This window comes from Bacteroidia bacterium (assembly GCA_040880525.1).
Taxonomy (GTDB): domain Bacteria; phylum Bacteroidota; class Bacteroidia; order CAILMK01; family JBBDIG01; genus JBBDIG01.
In genome coordinates this window covers 13,830-33,956 of sequence record JBBDIG010000052.1, presented here as the reverse complement: position 1 = coordinate 33,956, position 20,127 = coordinate 13,830, and the positions used below count along the sequence as shown (strand labels likewise).

Below are 20,127 nucleotides of genomic sequence, written 5' to 3'. Positions count from 1 at the left end.
TTGTCTTTTCAACCAAATGCTTCTGATTGCACTTGTAGAGAGTGAGCCAATTAAAATGAGGGATTTCAATATCTGATATGATCTTAAAGCAGGAAACGCTAAGCAATAATCAACCGGAGTTGGAGCTGAAATTTCGGCTGCCCGAAACTGATAAACCCAGGCTCGTGGTAATCGGGGGTGGATTCGCAGGATTAAACCTCATCCGGAAACTTAAAGATGCCGATCTCCAGATTGTGCTGATTGACCGCAATAATTATCACACTTTTATACCGCTTCTCTATCAGGTATCTACCGCAGGACTAGATCCTGATTCTATTGCCAGCCCATTTCGCAAAGTTCTGGCGGGACAGAAGAATGTCTTTTTTCGTGTAGCAGAGGTGGAGGAAATAAGGCCAGAGGAAAAGTCAGTCGTTACCCATGTTGGCGCACTCAGCTACGATTATCTTGTGATCGCCACCGGTTCCCGTACCAATTTCTTTGGGCTGGATGACGTAAGCCGTTATGCCATGCCGCTGAAGTCCGTGCCACAGGCATTGAACCTCCGCAGTCTGATTCTTCAAAACTTTGAGAAAGCCTTGATGGAAACGGATCCTGACGAATTTGAGCGGCTTTCTCATATTATAGTGGTGGGCGCTGGCCCCACAGGAGTTGAGCTTTGCGGAGCACTGGGCGAGCTGAAAAATTTTGTACTTCCCAAAGATTATCCTGAGCTTAATTTTGAGAAGTTATACATCCACCTGGTGGAGATGAAAGACCGTGTATTGCCAACAATGTCTCCGGAGGCATCGAAATATGCACACATTTATCTTGAGAATTTAACCGTGGATGTAAGGGTAAACCGCACCATTAAGTCGTATGATGGAAATGTGGTGGTTTTTAAGAACGGAGAGGAAATCCATACCAATACTGTGGTGTGGGCTGCCGGAGTAAAAGGAGCTTTGCTTAAAGGCATCCCGGAAGATCTGATTGAATTTGGGCGCTGCAAGGTGGATTCATTTAACCGGTTGCCCGGCTTCGAAGATCTGTTCGTGATAGGAGACCTCTCGAATTTCCGGACAGAGGATTATCCGAATGGCCTGCCCATGGTGGCTACGGTGGCCATCCAGCAGGGTTCGCATCTGGCCCATAACTTAAAGCGATTGCTCGCAGGCGGGGAAATGATACCCTATGAATATACCAACAAGGGTTATATGGCTACTATTGGCCGGAAAAAGGCCGTGGCTGATCTGCCCAATTTAAAGGTGCATGGGTTCTTTGCCTGGATCCTTTGGCTTGTGGTCCATATATATTATCTCATCGGTTTTCGGAATAAGATCTCCGTTTTCATTGACTGGACATATAATTACATGCGATATGAAATGGGTAACCGATTGATAATAAGACCTTTCCCGGACCCCAAGAGGAAGTTTTTTAAGGAACGGGCAGCGGGGCAGGAAAATGATTAGTGCGACTACTTGAACAAACAGGCATTTCTTCTCATTTTTGCACGGACCTTATAGACAGAACCATTATTATCAAAAGCTATTATTTTTTTGTACATAACGTAGATAATTTATCATGGCTAACACAAATTCCCGGTTGACAAAAATCGGGGTATTCTATGACGGCAACTATTTCATGCACGTCAGCAATTATTACTACTACAACCATCCGCGCAAGGCAAGAATTGATCTGGGAGGGCTCCATTATTTTATCCGGAACCGAGTAAGCGAAGAGCTGAAAACAGATTCGCGTCTGTGCCAGATTGTGGATGCGCATTATTTCAGAGGGCGGCTTAATGCCCAGGATGCTTACCAGAACAACAAGCTTTTCTACGATCGCATTTTTGACGATGTGCTGATGAATGAAGGCGTCATCACCCATTATTTCCCGCTGCGAAACAAAGGCGGCCGCAAGGAAGAAAAGGGCCTTGATGTATGGCTGGCGCTGGAGGCGTACGAGCTTGCCATGTACAAAAAGTTTGATGTGGTGGTGCTGGTAGGCTCCGATGGCGATTACGTCCCACTGGCGAGGAAGCTCAATACGCTGGGTGTAACGGTGATGGTTTTGTGCTGGGACTTTGAATTCACAGATGATTCAGGCCGGGAAATCGTAACGCGCACAAGCCAGCACCTGCTGGAGGAAGTGAGCTTTGCGGTGCCCATGCATGAGCTGATCAATAATAAGCTCAAACGCAGCGACCCGATGATCAACAATCTCTTCGTGCAGCAGGAGCAACAGCGCCCGATCGTGGTTGCGCGGCCCTACCAGGAATTAGGCGATGGAGAAAGAAAGCTAAGCCAGATATTCAGCCTGCACAATGGATTTGGCTTCATTGCATTTCCGCCAAACAATCTTTTCTTTCATTATTCTGATATGGAAGAAGGCGAGTTCAATGAACTTGAACCGGGAGATGAAGTGACTTTCAGGATTGACCAGAACGACCGGGGCGAAGACGTGGCGAAGCAGGTACGCAGGGAAGACGTAAGTCATCTTTCTCCAGAGGAAGATGAAGACGAAAAGGAACTTGATGAAGTAATGGAACCTGAGGACGAAGAGAACGAAGTGGAGTAAATCAACAAGTTTCCTTCATTCGGTTTCTTTAGCTAACCCTTCTTAACCTGTTCATTCCCGGCCTTATGGATACTGCCCGCATTCAGGATCTTGAATTTGATCTTTCCTCGCCCGTTGATATTACGATTCCCCTCCGGCAGGAGAATAACCCAAATGCTTTTTACCTGCCGAAGCCAAAATTTGAGGCTGCTGTGGCCGGAAGTTTTGTGGGAGACGTGAATCGTGGCGGAAGCTGCAATGTGAACAATATTTGTCTGAGTCCACACGGCAACGGGACGCATACAGAATGTGCCGGCCACATCAGCAATGAACGTCATTTTATTAAGGATGCACTGCGGCAGTTTCATTTTGTAGCCCTTCTTCTTTCTGTAGAACCTGCGGAAGCCGGACCTGATAAGATGGTGACATTGGGAGCCGTGCAGCAAACCTGGAACCGGCTGAATCCTGTGGCGACCCCGGCCGCGCTGGTCCTGCGCACCCTCCCGAATTCTGAGGAAAAGAAACAGCGGGTGTGGAGTGGCAGCAATCCCCCCCATCTGGAACCGGATCTCGTGCATTGGCTGAATAAGCAGTCCATCCGGCATCTGCTCCTTGACCTGCCGTCTGTTGACCGTGAAGATGATCCAAATCTAAGCGGCCATCATATTTTCTTTGGATATCCGCAACAGCCGGATTTGCATAAAACGATCACAGAAATGATCTACGTTCCGGATTCTGCAACTGATGGCTTGTACCTTCTTAACTTACAAGTGCTGGCACTGGAAAGTGATGCCAGCCCGAGCCACCCGGTACTTTTTCCGTTCATTAATCAATAAAACGCCACATGTTCAGCGGTATAATTGAAACGATGGGGAAATTGCAGCAAGTGGAATCGCATGGCGAAAATCTCCGATTTCTTATCAATTGTGTGCTTGTTCCTGAACTGAAGGTAGATCAAAGCATTGCACACAACGGGGTTTGCCTTACGGTAGAGGCTGTGCATTCTGATGTCTATCAGGTTACAGCAGTGGCGGAAACATTGCGGAAAACCAACCTGCATCTTCTTCAGCCTGGCCACCTTATCAACCTTGAACGCTCTGTGACTTTACAGACCCGCTTAGACGGCCATTTGGTGCAGGGACATGCGGACACGACCGCCCGCTGTACCGCCCTTACCGAAGCTGGAGGAAGCTGGGAATTCACCTTTGCCCATGAGCCTGGACCCACCCATCTTATTGTGGAAAAAGGTTCTGTTACCGTAAATGGCATCAGCCTTACTGCCTTCAATGTTTCTCCGGGGCAATTCTCAGTTGCCATTATTCCCTACACTTTTGAACATACCAACCTGCATCTTTTAAAACCGAAGGACTTGGTGAATATCGAATTTGATTTGATCGGGAAATATGTGGCAACCGTGCTCCAACGGCAGCGGTAGTCTGCAGCGCAGGTTTCCAGGTTCCAGCTATTCCGGAAATGCAATGTAGATCCGGGAACTTCCGGTGGAAGGAATTTCTGTCTTATTTCAGAATACGATCCAGTGCAGCCTGGTATTCCGGAAAATTCCTGAGATCATTATGGGAACCTCCGGTAACCGGCACAAGCTCAGCTTTTGAAGAAATGTGCTTCAGCAATTTTTCCGAGGATTTATAATACACGATTTCATCCTGGGTTCCGTGCAGCATCACTACCGGACATTTCACGGATTTGAGGTGCTGGTCGTTTGGAAAATGATAGCTCAGCATCCACATCGGCAACGCAGGATAAATGGACTGGATGAGATCCGCAAAATTGTAAAAGGGAGTTTCCAGGATAAGCTGCTTCGGGTTATTGTCCGCTGCAATTTTGGTGGCGATTCCCGTCCCCAAAGATCTCCCGAAAACGATGATGTGCTCTTCCTGATCTTCCCTGAGCAGCTCCTGGTAAATGAACTGCGCATCCTGGTATAAAGCGGTTTCACTGAGGCGGCCCTTGCTCTTGCCATAGGTACGGTAATCTATGATCAGCAAATCCCAGCCGCGCGGTACAAAATCTTCGGCTACCCAGCCCCAGGACTTCAGGCTGCCGGCATTGCCGTGCAGGTAAAAGATTACGCCCTTCGATTTTCCCTCCGTCCTGAAATGCAGTGCATTGATGCGTACACCCGGAGCCGTCTCAAAATTCTTCTCATCAAACTTCCACGGAAATTCAAAGCGGTAATCGTCCTGAATCCGGTCAGGGTAAAAAATGAGATTTTCCTGTATCATATATAATAGTAGTAAGCTCAGCAGCACCGCACCTGCTATTCCTGTCCCAATTCTAATGAAGCTGCTGATGGTTTTTCTCACAGATCAACTCTTTTATCGCAGTACAGTAGGCTGCACTGTAAGGCCGGAGCCGCATAATTGTTTAGAAAAAGAACCATCTCCGAACTTTTTTCGAATATAAAGAAGAATCTTTTCTGGTAATACGATTTTGTTTTGGGCTGCTAAAAAAGCGCAAGTTCGCTATTCATCGGTAATGACCAGGAATTCGCTAATCATCAGGATAATATAACATAGCCTTTAATTTTAATAAATCTGTCAGTTTAATATTTGTTAGCTCAAATTTTATTTTACTTTTATTCTGCTTTTTGTTAATCCCGAATCAAAAAAACCATGAATTGGCCTTACTTCAGAAACCGCTCTCAGCCCGCATTCCCTCTCTCCTTTTGCCAGCCAAATTTATTAGCAGCGCCCCTCCTCCATTATTGTTCTGCTTTTTCTGAAACCTGCGGATTGAGCAATTTCTCCCGGCACTTCCCTATTTATTTTCCGGGTTCAAATAGTTCAGCAAGCCACAAAAAGCAGTAACGCACCTGATCGTATTAGAATAGTCATATCACCATATTAACCTTAAAACAAGAAATGATGAAACATTTTACACTAACACATGCAGCGCTGCCTTTTCTGCTCTTATCAGTATTCATAATGGCTCCGAAAAACGGACAGGCACAACTGACTGTGGATAGCCTTGAAAAGAACTTTATTATAGATTTTGACAACACACTGAGCGGAGTGAACAATGGTCAATACACAGGTGCCGGATTTGCGCCAGCTCCCTCCACCGGGCAACTGGACGCGGGTGCATGGGCAACCACAGGTATGTCAGACGGCAATTCCGACTTTGGTGATACGGAGACCGCGGGTGATTTTGCAATTGGTAGCAGTTCCGGTGGTGTGGGTACGGGTGGATTCTATGCCTTTGAAGTATCAACCGATGATTATGCTTTTGGTGTGCAGCCAACAGGAACGGATTTTAACGGGGGAAATATAACCCTGAGAATTCTCAATTCCACGGGCAGCAGAATTGACAGCTTTGACATAGCCTATGATATATATGTTTATAATGATCAAGGTCGTTCCAACTACTGGGAACTTGCACATTCAGAGGATAATGGCAATTACCATAGGGAAAGCACTTTGGATTATAACTCACCGGAATCAGCGGATAGTCTACCTGAATGGCAACCCGTAAGCAGGTCCATTACCATCACCAATATTTCAGTTGCGAACAATGCCTATTTCTATATAAGATGGTTAACGGATAATTTCAGCGGAGGTGGCAGCCGGGATGAATTTGGCCTTGACAATATCTCGATTACGGCTTATGGAAATATCATAACTGGAACAAGCTTGCTGGAAGCCGGAGCAGGTACTTTAGCTGACAAGCTTTCTTCATTGGAAAGCACACACAATCCATCCATCTTGAACTTCGATTTCAAGGTGACCGATGACGGAGATACATCGTCTACAGATGCGCTGCCTCTGATACTTGAAGCCATCCAAATTGAACAAGGTCCCGCCAATGAAATTTCTGACTGGACAGCGGCCATAAAAGGTGCAAAGCTTTCAGATGGCACAAATCATTTTGATGCTACGGCCATTAATGCCGGCAACATTCAGTTCAGCGGAATTGACACGGCCCAGAGTCAATTGGGCCATATTGCAGACGATTCAGCCAAAACCTATCAACTCAGTATCTGGCTGAAATCAGAATTTGAAGGTGATCTGCCGGATTCAATAGACGGGAAGATTTTTGATTTTGAAGTATCCGAAAAAAGTTTTTCGCTCCCATCCGCAGGCAGCAGTGGACTTCTACCATCACAAAGCATTAATAGCGGAGCTGGCCAGAATGAAGTAGATGTGGTGGCTACTGAGATTCATTTTACGAAAGTCCCTTTCATTATTGCCATAAATGTGGACTTTGGTGTAGAGATCAAAGCAACCGATGTTAATGGGAATCTTGACCGGGATGAGCAGAGCAGCGTAACCCTTGAACGGGCCACCGGGACGGGGAGCCTCTCCAGAGGTACAGGATTAGCCGAGAACTTAATAAACGGCATTTATTCCTGGAGCAACCTCCTGTATGACTCTGTTGAAATATTTTCGATAACAACGCAATCCGATTCCCTTAATAATGCCACCTCAACAGATATTGAGGCAGTTAACCTTCTGTATACCGTTTTTGATGATTTTGACAGGAGCAATACCAATACAGTGGGGATTCCCTCTTCCGGGGGCAGCCAGGCATGGGAAGAAATTGAATGTGACACTTTTAATGGCAGAATTGGTATTGAAGGCAGTGCTTTGTTTCTGTCCAATTCCATAGATACCGGAAAGGGATGTGAGTCTTGCAGTACGGCTCCCGAGATTCTCTCTTATGATATGTCAGGAGAATACGCCACGCAGTTTCATCAGGCGGAGCATTTGCTCGTTTGGGCATTTAATATAAAGCAACCTCGTAATAATCCTAGCGGCTTTCGAGGCAATAATTATGGTGCAGCAGTGGTGCTTGGTTGCGATGAAGAAGATTTCAATTCATCAAGTGCTGATGGATATGCCGTGGTAATGGGAAACACAGGAGAAGATCCCTGGCGACTCGTTCATTTTTCAGGTGGACTGAGCTCACTCGGTACCGGGCAGGCCACAGATATAGCTTCTGTACCCACAGCAGGTGTGGAAGACAATTACTGGAGCATCAAAGTAACTTACGATCCTTGCGGTGGTAGCGGACACTGGAACCTGGCAGCCAGGGATGATGGCCAATCAGATTTTAACGATCCCGTAACGGTAAACGCCACGCCATCAATCGGAAGCAATAATCTTCATTCATTAAAGGACCTGAAATATTTCGGAGCAGCCTGGTATCACGCCACAGCTTGCGATCAGAAAATGTTAGTTGACAACATCAGCATTCCGGGAGCAATTGACATCGGGCAATCCACTTATGCATGGATCGGGGCAACGGGCCACGACTATCAGGACCCTGATAACTGGAGTCCTGCGCGGACGTGTATCAGGTTATCGGATATCTTATTGTTTAACAGCGGAGGCAATGATTCTATGGTAAATGTTCCTACACAAACACTTGCACAATTCCGGATAGATGATAACACGCGGGTGGTGCTTTGTAATACTTCCGGTAAGCTAACGCTGAATGGAAGAAACGATACCGCGCTTTATGTTTCATCGGGTAGCTCGCTCATTATAGACTCAGATAATGCTTTGGAGATTGAAATTTCACAAGGGGCAAATGCATTTTTGGAGGATAGCGTAATCTTCAGGAATTCAGATGGGACCGGGCGTGCTCATCGGATACAGGGATTGGATTCAGCCAGTGTTATTTTTAAGCACGGCTCCGTCTTTTTTGCACAGTCGCTCTCCGGTAGTCCTTTTGGAAATACCGGTCAGGTCAATACTACCATTTTTGAGGACGGAGCAACCTACATTTCAGAAGCAGGCGGAAATCCGTTTAGTCTCTCACAACCCAGTTCCAAAGTAGTTTTTCATTCTAACAGCCTTTACCGGCACCAGCAATCAGGCAACCGACTTTCTCTGTCAGGAAGAACCTATGGAAACGTAGAAATCAATTTCATCGTGAACAGTACATCCGGGAGCAAGGGGAACAAGGTTGTGATGCAAGATATAACTTTGAAATCAGGTGCTGAATGGAATTTGATATTTGCCCTGTTGTCCGATAGCGCACTGGACATAGAAATACTGGGAGATCTGACGATTGAAGCAGGCGCCTCCATTTCCTTTGACCCTAAAGATACCTCCTATTTGATTTTTGCAGGAACAGGAGAACAGGTTGTCTCTGGTGATAGCGCCATTACTTTTGGAGATAATGCAGGCGTCAGGATCAACAACCAGGACCGGGTAAGGATAGAACAGGACTGGGAACTAAACGGCTTTTTTGATCTGGCGAATGGAATTGCAGATATCGGCAGCCACGGCATTTCGTTAGGACCGGATATTCTGCTCACTGGCGGAGATTTAACTACATATTTTGCCACAAGCGAGACCGGAATGCTCAGGCGCGAAATAGCCGATACCACCGCACACCACTTCCCAATCGGCCATAATCCTTATTTGCCAATTGTGATCGAATGCGAAGATTGTGACGGAGGTGAAGCAATCAGCGCTCACGTGGAAGACGGCATCAACTCGCAGCCGGACGGAAATGGTAATGATGAAACCAACATGACTGTGCTCAAGACCTGGGTGATTGAAACACCTCCCGGTACCGATTCTAATACTTATACCATTACCGTTCAATGGAATAATACAGATCAGGAACCCAATCCGGGCGAGAGCAATGCCACCAACTATGTGGGTTTTGGATATGGCCTTTCCACTGATACTGAATGGAACAAGCAGGAAATTTCGCCTGCTGATAACCCGGCTTCGGGTATTTATGCCAAAACCCTTAGCGGGATTAGACTTGCTCCGGGAGAAACCTATGTATTTGGAATAGGTGATACGACTTCACCAGTGCCAGTGGAGCTCATTTCTTTTACAGGCCGCTTGCAACAGGATGATGTTCTCCTGGAATGGAAAACGGCATCTGAGCTGAATAACAGCCATTTCGTAATAGAGCGCTCAGCAGATGCGCAAACCTTTGAAGCCATTGATCGCGTGCCGGGAGCCGGAACTACTGCACAGCCCCGCTCCTATTCTTACCTTGACCTTGCGCCCAAAGGTGAGGTTCTCTACTACCGGCTTTTGCAGGCAGACTTTGATGGTCAGGTGGAATATTCCCCGGTTGTGGTGATTTCCCGGTCTGGCGAAGAAAGGGCTTCCTTAACCGTGCTCGCCAATCCTGTGCGCTCACAGTTACAGGTGAATGTTCAACTGTCGGATGATTCGCAAGTGAGAATGCAATTGGTGGATATGACCGGCCGGCAGCGCCTCACCCGAATGATTAACCTTAATAAAGGAAAGCATTTGTTGAATATAAACATGGATGATCTGCCTGCGGGTTTTTATCTGTTCAATGCTGAAATGGACGGAAAAATATATTCCCATAAAATCTTCAAACTGAATTAAGCTCAATGCCCTGCTCCGTAGCGTATGGTTTAAACCCTATGCTACGGAGCAAATATTGGCTTTAGCCAAACGGCCGGCAATTTTAGAAACTCAACATCTTACGTCATGTATAAAAATTGGGCTTTAATACTCTTGGCAATCTTTGCTTTAAACGGATGCTCTTGCAATGATTGCTTATTTATGCTCGTACAGCAGGTAAGGGTAGTGGATTCGCAAAACAACGACCTCGTATTTGGAGAACACCGGATCTATGATTATAAGGACATCCGTCTGTTAAATGAAGAACGGCTTCCCCTCCATCTGGACATATTCATTTCTGATGGGGATTCAATCATGGAATTCTCTCTTATGAATGATAACGAGGTGTTCTATCTGGAGCTTGATTCCGGAACAACCCATACATTGATATTAGATATTGAAGAAAGGGAAGACGGCAAATGCTGCGGTACCTATTATTTCTCGCAAGGTGTAAGCGCTGATGGCGTTGATTTAGGCGATCCGCAGTTAATCGTCATTAGACAGTAATCGTTTCTCCCCCATTTATTTACACGGACACTTTACTCCTTCATCCCAACTTGCTGCAAAGAATAAAGCTGCTTGTAGAGGCCGTCTTTGGCAATAAGCTCATTGTGCGTACCCTTTTCCACAATTCGGCCTCGGTCCATTGCAATGATGCAATCTGCATCCTGCACTGTGCTGAGCCGGTGGGCAATAACGAGGCTGGTCCGGTGCTGCATTAACCGGAACAAGGCGTCCTGAACGATCTTCTCAGACGCGGTATCCAGCGCTGAGGTAGCTTCGTCCAGGATAAGGATGGGTGGGTTTTTCAGAATAGCGCGGGCAATGCTGATGCGCTGCCGTTGTCCACCTGAGAGCAATGCTCCGCGGTCTCCGATCATTGTCCGGTAGCCATTCTCGGTTTCACTGATAAATCCGTGGGCGTTAGCAGCTTTTGCCGCTTCCATCACCTGGTCTTCCGTTACCGGATGCATTCCAAAGGCAATGTTATTATATATCGAATCATTAAAAAGAATGGGTTCCTGCGTTACGATTGCGATCAGTTCCCGGAGGTCTTTCACCTTCAGGTCACGAAGATCCGCCCCGTCCAGCGTCACGCTTCCTTCCACCGGATCATAAAACCGTGGAAGCATTTCCGCCAGCGTGGTTTTTCCACAACCGGACGGACCCACCAGTGCGTACATTTTACCCTTCGGAATTTCAAGATCAATATTCCGAAGCACATATTCATTTTTATAATAATAAAAACTGAGATTGTTGAATCGCAAGGATTGCTTAAAATCGCTCACTCCACTTGCCGCAGGTTTATCCTTAATGGTGACCTCCGTATCCATGAGGTTGAAAATTCGCTCCCCTGAAGCGATTCCTTTATAGATATGGCTAAGGGCACCCGACAGGGATTTGGCAGGTTTCAAAATTTGAATGAAAAAGAAAATATATACGATAAAACCCTCAGCATCCATAGTTCCCTGGAAAACGAGCTGGCCGCCAAACCATAGGATGAGCGCCACCGTCAGTACGCCCATGATCTCGGATATGGGAGGAGCCAGCATTCGCTTATGCCATTGCTTTCTGTGCAATTTTCCATACCCGCTGTTGTACCGGTGAAATATTCTGGAAATATAGTTTTCAGCATTAAATGCTTTGATGATCCTGATCCCGGACACTGTTTCGTCTATCAGGCTCATAATGCTGGAAAATACCTCCTGAGAGCGGAATGCATCCCGCTTGAGGCTGCGGGCTATAAAGCCGATAAGCACAGCCGAAAGAGGAAGCAACACGAAAATAAACAGCGTGAGTTTCCAGCTAAAATCAAACATGAGGTACATAAATGCAATGATTGTGAGCGGATCGCGCAAAACCGACTCGAAGGTTACCGCCACGGATGATTCGACTTCATTAACGTCTGAGGTGAGCCGCGTCATGATATCGCCTTTTTTGCCGGTTTCAAAATAACTCACCTGCAATCCTTTCAGCCGGTTGAACAGATCGCTGCGAATACCCTCTACCGTCCAGGTCCTGATATTTCCGATAAAGTAGACGCTGAAATAGCTGAAAACATTCCCAAGAATATTCAGCGTCACCACACTGCCGATGATGATCAGCAGCGCATTTGTACGGCTCTCAATGGTTCCGTCTTCCACCAGGTTTGCGATGCGGAAGTTGATATACTTCAGGAGGTATTTTACGCTGAACTCATATTCAGGCGCTCTGGCAGCAATATCAGTAAGATTCTCTCCGGAGAAAAGCAACTTGAGTACAGGCTGCAACATGGCAATTGAAAAACTGCCGAATATCACAGCAAGAACGGTAAATAAAGCATGCGTGGCTATCGCGCCCTTATATGGCCGCACGTATCGCAATATTCGCCAGTATATTCTCATAGGGAGGCAAAGGTAGCAATAGAAACAGCCGTGCGGCTTTCTGCTGCGGCTTGCGGGCGTTTCAGGATTTTGTGTTTAATCTGATTAACAACGTTATTTGCACTATGGAAAGCAGACGACAGGAAAAGCTCAGCCGCTTGCTCCAAAAGGAATTAGGGCAGATATTTCTCACTCAGGGGCAAAGCATGTTCGGCACTACATTTATTTCCGTGAGCAAAGTGCGCATTTCGGCAGATCTTGGATATGCCAGGGTTTATCTCAGCTTTTTAAATGTAAAGGAACCGATGCAACTTCTTGGCGAAGTGAAAATGCGCAATAAAGAAATCAGAACTAAACTCGCGGCCATCATCAAAAACCAGGTCAGGAAAATTCCGGAGCTTGAATTCTTTTATGACGATACGATGGATTACGTAGAGAAGATTGACAAACTATTTGAAGAAATCAAAAAAAAGGATAACCCTTCAGGGGAGGAAGACAAGTAGATGGAATACGATCCAATAAAAGATAAGCTGGGCTCCTTTTTCCGGAAATCGCCCGCATTACAAGTACTCTTTTTTAAGCTCCTGGACCTGCTGCTGCTTCGTGCCTGGCACATCCATAAAGAGATCCGCGACTGGGCAGCAACCCGTTCCGGTCGCCAGCATCTACTCGATGCCGGAACAGGATTCGGCCAGTATTCGTATTGGATACTCAACAATTATTCTTCATGGAGTGTGGAGGGCGTGGATGTAAATCCTACCCAGATTGGATCCTCCAATACGCTTTTCAGAAAACTCGGTTTTGAGAATGCTCACTTTAAAGTAGCTGACCTTACCCGCTATAAAAACCCGGAGACTTATGATCTCGCTGTTTGTGTAGACGTAATGGAACATATTCTGGAGGATGTAGCGGTTTTCCGGAATGTTTATGCCTCCCTGAAACCCGGAGGAATGATGCTTATTTCTACACCGTCTGACCAGGGAGGATCAGGCGTGCAGACTGATAGTGATGAGTCGTTTATAGGGGAGCACGTAAGGGATGGATATAACGTCAATGAATTAAAAGAAAAACTCGAAACAGGCGGATTTGAGCGTGTTGAAGTACGTTATCAGTACGGCACGCCCGGGCAGATCTCCTGGAAATTATCCATGAAATATCCGATGCAGATGCTGAATACCAGCTTTCTGTTTATTGTAATTCTTCCCTTTTGGTATTTGCTCTTCTTTCCGTTTTGCCTTCTGCTCAATTACCGTGACACCTATTCCACACATCGCACAGGAACCGGATTAATTGCGAAAGCGTACAAGGAACCGGAATAGCGGCAATAGGGTGATGACATTTCTCCTTTACAGCCTCTTTAAAATTATCCTCTAAATTTGTCAGGCTACATCCCAACCGATTTATTCTTTGGAAACCTCCATCTATCAACATATCCTGAGCTGCCGCAGCAACGGCAGAAAGCTCTTCGCGCTTCTCATTGATCCTGACAAACAAAATCCTGAAAGCCTGAGCCGTTTGATGGCAGCCACTACTGAAGCCCGGCCTGACCTGCTCTTCGTAGGAGGCAGCTTGCTCTCCAGGAATAACGTACGCGAAACGGTGGTGGCAATTAAGCAGAAAAGCAATATTCCTGTGGTTCTGTTTCCGGGAAGCACCATGCAGTTTACCGAAGAGGCCGATGCGCTTTTGTTTTTGTCGCTAATCTCTGGCCGCAACCCCGATCTCCTTATTGGCCGCCATGTTGAAATCGCTCCTATTTTGCGGCAAAGCAGCATTGAGGTACTGCCTACAGGCTATATGCTGATCGATTCCGGTATGCCTACCACAGCAAGCTATATCAGCAATTCTTCACCTATTCCTCACAACAAGGCTGATGTGGCCGCCTGTACGGCAATGGCCGGAGAACTCCTGGGTTTGCGGCTTATTTATCTGGATGCAGGGAGTGGCGCCAATCGGCCCGTTTCGCCTGAAATGATAGGCATGGTTCGCAACCATGTTCAGATTCCGGTGATCGTAGGTGGTGGCATCCGGAATGAATTGCAAATGGCAGAGGCTATGGAGGCAGGTGCTGACGTGGTGGTAGTAGGAAATGCGATAGAAACTGAACCTGATCTGATCCACCGGTTCAGTACAGCGATCAGGAGCTTTAATGAAAAACCACGGGTGGAGGCGTAAGGAGAATTGGCGCCTATCCGTAAATCCTGCTTAGTTCAGGCTCATCTCTGGAGTTACCTCAGGTTTGGTAATAGAAACCGGAAGTCTTCTATTACCCATCATTTGCTGGTATGCCTTTCTTACTTTTAAAGGAGTAGCCTGAAAGTGTTTCTTGAAACGCTTGTTAAAATAAGCCTGATCAATAAAGCCACTGTTAACGGCAACCTCGGATAACCGACTGCTGGTTAAGACCATTTCCCGGAAACCTCTGAGTACTCTTTGCCTGTCAATATACTGTTGCAGCACCAGGCCTGAATACCGTTTAAAGAATTGCCCCACATAATCAGGTGACAGATAGATTTGCTTGCTGAGCATAGTAAAGTTGAGTTCCTGATGCAGGTTGTTATGGATAAAAGCCAGGAGAGTACAAAGCCTTTTGTTTCCAATCCATTTCATACACTTATCGTAGGCGCCCGCGTCCTGCTCCTTCCAGTTTCTGACGAGCAATAAAAGCAACATGTGAATAGCGGATGTGAGCACCTCCTGTGAATACAGATTGTCCGAATTCAGTTCCCGCTCAATGAGGTTCAAAATGGTTTTGATGTCTTCCGATTCCTCCATGTGAACAGGGGTGCTTTTTATAAACACATGAAGCGGAATATTCTTGACCTTAACATCCACAAACAGGAGTTTAAGCGGTTGATCATCCAGCAGATCAAGCAATTCTTCACCCATGCACTGGGATTCCGCCAAATAAATGGACTTACATGTGCCGTTTACTGAAGAGATGAAGACATCTGAAAAGGCCGGGTATGTTAGCAGTGTCTCCTTTAGCTGCGCCTTTTCGGTGTTGACCAGGCAAAGTATGTTTGAACTAATGAAGCTTGAGTTATTGTAGCCGTTTTCCACATTTCTGAATATTTTGTCCACTAAGATAGTAAATGGAAGAATACCAGCCAAACTACAAAAAGAACCGGTAACAAAATCGGAATGGAATAACGAATAATATAACCTACAAAAGAAGGCATGCGAATGCCTGTTTGCTCAGCAATGGATTTCACCATAAAATTCGGTGCATTGCCAATGTAAGTAAAGGCTCCGAAGAACACCGCCCCAACCGAAATAGCGACCAATTCTGTGATCGCACGTTGCGAATATTCAAGAACTTCAAGCTTATTGTCTATGCTTAATCCCAACTTGCCCATACCAGCAGAAAGAAAGTTGAGGTAGGTAGGTGCGTTATCCAAAACGCCAGAAAGGGCCCCGGTAATCCAGTAGAGTGAATTCACCGTAACCAGCTTCTGTCCTTCACCTGACGCGGCAAATGAACCAATAAGAGCCAGGGCCGGCATCATGGTAGCAAATATTCCGATGAACAGGTAGGCGACTTCTTTTATTGGTTCAAAATCAAATTCATTCCCTTTAAGGCACTCCGGATTTGCCGTTTTGTAGGCTAAAAATGCAGTGGCAAGCATTATGACTTCCCGGATGTAGGAAAATTTAGTTCCGTCAATTACTATGGCCGGGATCCAGTCAACGACATTAGGATCCAGAAATACAGCTCCGATCACTACTGCAAGCCAGCCGATATTTTTTACACCCCGAATGCTGATCCGTCCACTGTACTTTACCGGCTCTACCGGTGTAAATTTCTGATATTGCCTTTTATCAATGACATAAAAGATGAGTCCGATTATCGCGATTCCTACAAACCAAAACGGCCAGATAAACTCTGCCGTCCAGAAGAAAGGAACGCCCTTGAGAAATCCCAGGAATAGTGGCGGATCACCGATAGGTGTGAGGCAACCGCCCACGTTGCTTACCATAAAAATGAAAAACACAATGTGATAAGGCTGAACTCTGCCTTTATTCAGCCGGATGAAGGGACGAATCAGAAGCATGGAGGCTCCGGTAGTACCAATTATATTGGCTACGGCTGCACCAAAGATCAGCAACAACAAATTCACCAGTGGTTTTCCTTCCTTGTCTACCTCAATCAGTATCCCGCCAGAGGCAACGAATAGCGATGCGATCAGTGCAATAAAGGAGACATATTCCGCGAGCGAATGAATAGGCTGATGGGCATTATGCAACACGAAGACATAATAGAGAATGACTATCAAACCCAGGCCGGCAGCGATTACCGGGTAGTACTTATGCCAAAAATGAGGATAGAATAGCGGGCCTGTGGCAATCATTGCCAGCAGCAGGATGAAAGGTATTACTGACCACGCTGCCGGTAAACCTCCATGGCTCTCCTCATTCTTTTCCCCGGCTTCTGTTTCCGGAGCTGTGGAAATTCCCTGCGGTGGTTCATCCGCCTGGAGCGTTTCATGCGGTGCCTTCTCAGGGTGGCGGGGCCGCGTAGTATCAATTGGTGCAACCGCAGCAACCGCATCAAAAGAACAGAGCAGGCTGCAGCAAAGCGTGAGAAAAATAAATCCTCTCGTCAATCTTTTATTCATTTTCTGTATTTATCATTTTTGTTTCGTCAAAGAGATGAAGGGTACGCGTGGGGAACGCAATACTTGATTGATGTTTTTCTACAATCTCCATCACCTTATAATTCACCTCTTCTCTTATTTTCAGATAACTGGCATATTCCAGATCGGTAATAAAATATATGAGCAAAATATTCAGAGAACTGTCCCCGAAGTCATGCAGCCTTACGATGCTATCCGGGTTGGTAGATTCATGGTCATCCAGAAACTGCTTTAATTCCGCATTGATCTCGTAAATCTGTTTCGGAGTGGTGCTGTAGGTCACGCCTACCGTCATGTTCACCCTTCTGAAGGTCCGCAAAGAAAGATTGTCCACCTTCCGGTCTACCAGCATTTTGTTTGGCAGCGTGAGATAGCTTTTATCCAGCGTGCGAATGCGCGAGCTTCTGAAGCCAACATGGGTAACCTCGCCTATAATATCGTCCACTTGTATCAGGTCTCCTACCTGAAAAGGCTTATCAAGGAAAATTGCAAATGACGCAAACAAATTAGCCAGTGTTTCCTGTGCTGCAAGGGCTATGGCCAGGCCGCCAATTCCAATGCCCGCAATAAGGGATGATACATTCAGGTGGAAAACCGCTCCCAGCATAAATATGAATGCGAGGATTGCAGCCACTATTTTGCTCATTTCCTTGAAAAATGGAACCAACTGATCGTCAAGCCGGGATTCGCTTAGTTCAGCCTTCTTAAAAAGTATGGTGGCTACCACATCAATTACTCGGAAAATGAGCCATACAAAAAGCACCAGCATGAATATCTGGAAAAGCACATCTGTAAATCGCGCAGACTTGCTCCAATATCCTTCTTCGGTCAACTCTACTGGTAAGCTCAGGGTTTGGAGCGCGATGTAGACCATCAGGATGAGGATCAGCATCTCAAGCGGTGGCCGAATCAGGTTTACATATTGATTGACATGCTCCTTGTCAAAAAAACGCTGAAATGCTTTAATCAGGATTTTGCTGATAAACCGGGCGCCAATCCGCTTAAAGAGGATTGCCAAAATAATCAGCCCCCCAAAAATTAAATATGCCCTAACTGAATTACCAAAAAACTCCTGTCCTAAAAACTCTTCCATTTATTGACCTATTTTTCGCAGCGCAATTTCAAATGCTGTCTCCACAAGATTTCTGCGCGATGGGTTCTCATCATGCACTTGTTTTATTGCTGCCTTTATGCTGTTGGAAACATCCTCAAAGATGAATTTGTCCTGCACTTTTACGCGCGATTGCATGAGGTAGGCAAACACGCGCGCCATGCCAGAATTGGCTATAAAATCAGGAATGATAGCAAACTGTCCGTCTGCCGCTTCCGTTACCTCACCAAAGAATATCCGCTTTTCATGAAAGGGGACGTTGGCTCCGCTGCTGATTACTTCCACGCCTGCCATCCTGAGTCGGTCGAGGTGCTCTTTATGCACCAGCCGCGAAGCCGCAGCCGGAATAAACACATCTGCCTTGATGTCCCAAATCCGTTGGTTCACCTCATCGAATGATAACATATCAGGTGCCTCAAGCTTGTTTCCGTTTTTGTCCAAAAAGAGCTTTTTTACCTGCTCCAATGAAAATCCACGCTCATTGATGAGGCCACCCTCTTTATCAATAATACCCACAATTGCAGCACCTTCTCTGGCCAGGTAGTAGGCCGCAGCCGCAGCCACATTTCCCCAGCCCTGGATAATTACCCTTTTGCCTTTCAGCTCTCCTCCATAAATATTGTAGAAATGCACCACCGATTCGCTCACACCATATCCGGTGATCAGATCGGCCACAGTGATTTTCTGCGAAACGTCTGGCGAGTATTCCTCAAGCTCCACCACCTTTTTTACGCCCTTTCTAAGCTGGGCTATCTTGTCTACCTTTTCCTCTTCGCCAGGATTGAAGTGGCCCATTAGTACGCCCTCCTGCGGGTGCAGCAGGCCGAGGTCTTCGGTAATGGGAATCACATCCTTAACTTCGTCAATATTGAGGTCGCCACCGGTTCCATAGTAGCTTTTCAGGAGCGGAAGCACGGCTTTGTACCAGCGCTCCAGCACCTCTTTTTTCCTGGGATCGCGCGGGTCGAAGTTGATTCCCGACTTGGCGCCACCAATGGGCGGCCCACAGAAGGAGAACTTCACCTCCATTGTCTTTGCCAGTGAAACGACCTCTTCCTTGTGCAGCCCTTTGCGCATCCGCGTTCCCCCGCCTGCGGCCCCGCCCCGCAATGAGTTGATCACAACCCAACCTTCCGCTTCCGTTTCGGCATCTTTCCACTCAAAAACTATTTCCGGTTGCTTGTTCTCGAACTTCTTAAGCAGCTCCCTCATATTCGGCAATAAAAATGTTTTTCGAAGAATTCCCGGGTTAGCTCCGGGAAAAACGCTGCAAATGTAGAAATTTTAGTAGCGGGATATAGCGGGGTTTTCCGGGCCAAAATGTGGTGTTATATCGCGACTGGGATAAAATTTTGAAATACAAACAAACCTTTCAACTATAAATTTCGAGATTACGGAATATCAGGAATTTCTTGTGCGTTAGCCCTTGCAAGGGTTTTATGGCTGCTTTACAGCCGGAAATTCCTTCATCGTCAAGGATTTATTTTCTGTCTTCTTATGTGCCGAAATTAGCTAAGTTCAAGACATCCAACATCCTCAAATTCCCTAGAGCTAAGAAACTCGTGTATGGCATCAAGGTTTTTTAAAAAGAAATTAACAAACACTTGCCTGGTCATATTTCCGGTTCGCAACCAAATGATTTTTGGCGGAAATCCCTTTATTATTTGCAACTCATAAAAATCAATATCAAACGTTACAATGGCGTAATTATTCAGGTGAGCAAAATCCCATATTCGGTAATCTTCGGCATTCAGCAGCCCAACAAATTTCAAATGAGTGATTTCAGGCACTGCAGGCTGCAGATAGCGAACTGTCCTAAAAGAAATATTCTGATCAAGTAAAAGCTTCATCAACTGGCGTATCTAAGCAACCCTGATATTGTGCTCCCTGTCCGCGGCATAGGCAAGACAAGCGTTAATATCCTCCTCTGTCAGTTCAGGAAAATCCTCGATAATGTCCTCTTTTGTCATGCCTTTTGAGAGCCATGCCAGTACATCGTAAACAGTTATTCTGGTGTCTCTCACACATGGTCTGCCGAAACGCTTAGCAGGATTTATTTTTATCAGGTCTTTATATAATTTCATAGCAGTAAACTTTTATTCTTCTCTGCTCCAAATATA

Annotated in this window: 17 protein-coding genes; 9 read left to right on the top strand and 8 right to left on the bottom strand. The window is 46.2% G+C overall.

The features are described from left to right. Nucleotides 1–77 precede the first annotated feature (77 nt). The 4 genes from WD077_14760 to WD077_14745 all read left to right on the top strand — a co-directional run bounded on the left by WD077_14760 (nt 78) and on the right by WD077_14745 (nt 3,967). A complete protein-coding gene (locus tag WD077_14760) occupies nt 78–1,445 on the top strand; it encodes an NAD(P)/FAD-dependent oxidoreductase (protein MEX0968490.1) in 1,368 nt (455 codons plus the stop codon). 112 nt (nt 1,446–1,557) lie between these two features. Then, nucleotides 1,558–2,553: an NYN domain-containing protein gene (locus WD077_14755; protein MEX0968489.1), complete on the top strand. Its 996-nt coding sequence runs from the start codon at nt 1,558–1,560 to the stop codon at nt 2,551–2,553. Between the two features lie 65 nt (nt 2,554–2,618). Continuing rightward, nucleotides 2,619–3,368 carry a cyclase family protein gene (locus WD077_14750; protein MEX0968488.1) on the top strand — a complete coding sequence of 250 codons (750 nt, stop codon included), beginning with the start codon at nt 2,619–2,621 and terminating at the stop codon, nt 3,366–3,368. A gap of 8 nt (nt 3,369–3,376) precedes the next feature. Further along, nucleotides 3,377–3,967: a riboflavin synthase gene (locus tag WD077_14745; protein MEX0968487.1), complete on the top strand. Its 591-nt coding sequence runs from the start codon at nt 3,377–3,379 to the stop codon at nt 3,965–3,967. A gap of 82 nt (nt 3,968–4,049) precedes the next feature. Here the strand turns inward: WD077_14745 and WD077_14740 are convergent, their stop codons facing one another. Next, entirely contained in the window at nt 4,050–4,856 is an 807-nt protein-coding gene (locus WD077_14740; protein MEX0968486.1) for an alpha/beta hydrolase, read from the bottom strand. Between the two features lie 558 nt (nt 4,857–5,414). Here WD077_14740 and WD077_14735 point away from each other — a divergent pair. After that, nucleotides 5,415–9,878, top strand: coding sequence for a T9SS type A sorting domain-containing protein (locus WD077_14735; GenBank protein MEX0968485.1), 4,464 nt, complete (start codon nt 5,415–5,417; stop codon nt 9,876–9,878). A gap of 180 nt (nt 9,879–10,058) precedes the next feature. Then, the gene (locus tag WD077_14730) at nt 10,059–10,403 is read left to right on the top strand and encodes a hypothetical protein (protein MEX0968484.1); all 345 of its coding nucleotides are present in this window, start codon (nt 10,059–10,061) and stop codon (nt 10,401–10,403) included. 32 nt (nt 10,404–10,435) lie between these two features. On the opposite strand, the gene WD077_14725 is transcribed toward WD077_14730, so the two are convergent. Beyond that, nucleotides 10,436–12,280, bottom strand: coding sequence for an ABC transporter ATP-binding protein (locus tag WD077_14725; GenBank protein MEX0968483.1), 1,845 nt, complete (start codon nt 12,278–12,280; stop codon nt 10,436–10,438). A gap of 104 nt (nt 12,281–12,384) precedes the next feature. Between WD077_14725 and rbfA the strand changes: the two genes are divergently transcribed. The 3 genes from rbfA to WD077_14710 all read left to right on the top strand — a co-directional run bounded on the left by rbfA (nt 12,385) and on the right by WD077_14710 (nt 14,434). Continuing rightward, a complete protein-coding gene (gene rbfA / locus WD077_14720; protein ID MEX0968482.1) occupies nt 12,385–12,762 on the top strand; it encodes a 30S ribosome-binding factor RbfA in 378 nt (125 codons plus the stop codon). Continuing rightward, complete coding sequence (locus tag WD077_14715; GenBank protein ID MEX0968481.1) at nt 12,763–13,578, top strand: class I SAM-dependent methyltransferase; 816 nt, start codon at nt 12,763–12,765, stop codon at nt 13,576–13,578. Nucleotides 13,579–13,666: 88 nt separating this feature from the next. After that, nucleotides 13,667–14,434, top strand: a complete 768-nt coding sequence (locus tag WD077_14710) for a geranylgeranylglyceryl/heptaprenylglyceryl phosphate synthase (protein ID MEX0968480.1) — start codon at nt 13,667–13,669, stop codon at nt 14,432–14,434. A 30-nt stretch (nt 14,435–14,464) separates the two neighbouring features. On the opposite strand, the gene WD077_14705 is transcribed toward WD077_14710, so the two are convergent. From WD077_14705 to WD077_14680, 6 genes are all read right to left on the bottom strand, one after another. Beyond that, a complete protein-coding gene (locus WD077_14705; protein MEX0968479.1) occupies nt 14,465–15,343 on the bottom strand; it encodes an AraC family transcriptional regulator in 879 nt (292 codons plus the stop codon). Beyond that, entirely contained in the window at nt 15,343–16,878 is a 1,536-nt protein-coding gene (locus WD077_14700; protein MEX0968478.1) for a sodium:proton antiporter, read from the bottom strand. Before WD077_14700 ends, WD077_14705 begins: the two co-directional genes overlap by 1 nt. Then, nucleotides 16,871–17,989 carry a mechanosensitive ion channel family protein gene (locus WD077_14695; GenBank protein MEX0968477.1) on the bottom strand — a complete coding sequence of 373 codons (1,119 nt, stop codon included), beginning with the start codon at nt 17,987–17,989 and terminating at the stop codon, nt 16,871–16,873. The genes WD077_14700 and WD077_14695 overlap by 8 nt, the downstream gene beginning before the upstream one ends. After that, entirely contained in the window at nt 17,990–19,219 is a 1,230-nt protein-coding gene (locus WD077_14690; protein MEX0968476.1) for a Glu/Leu/Phe/Val dehydrogenase dimerization domain-containing protein, read from the bottom strand. It lies immediately after the preceding gene. A 296-nt stretch (nt 19,220–19,515) separates the two neighbouring features. Then, nucleotides 19,516–19,857, bottom strand: a complete 342-nt coding sequence (locus WD077_14685) for a DUF5615 family PIN-like protein (protein MEX0968475.1) — start codon at nt 19,855–19,857, stop codon at nt 19,516–19,518. A gap of 12 nt (nt 19,858–19,869) precedes the next feature. After that, on the bottom strand, nt 19,870–20,091 hold the full coding sequence (locus tag WD077_14680; GenBank protein MEX0968474.1) for a DUF433 domain-containing protein: 222 nt from the start codon (nt 20,089–20,091) through the stop codon (nt 19,870–19,872). Nucleotides 20,092–20,127 lie beyond the last annotated feature (36 nt).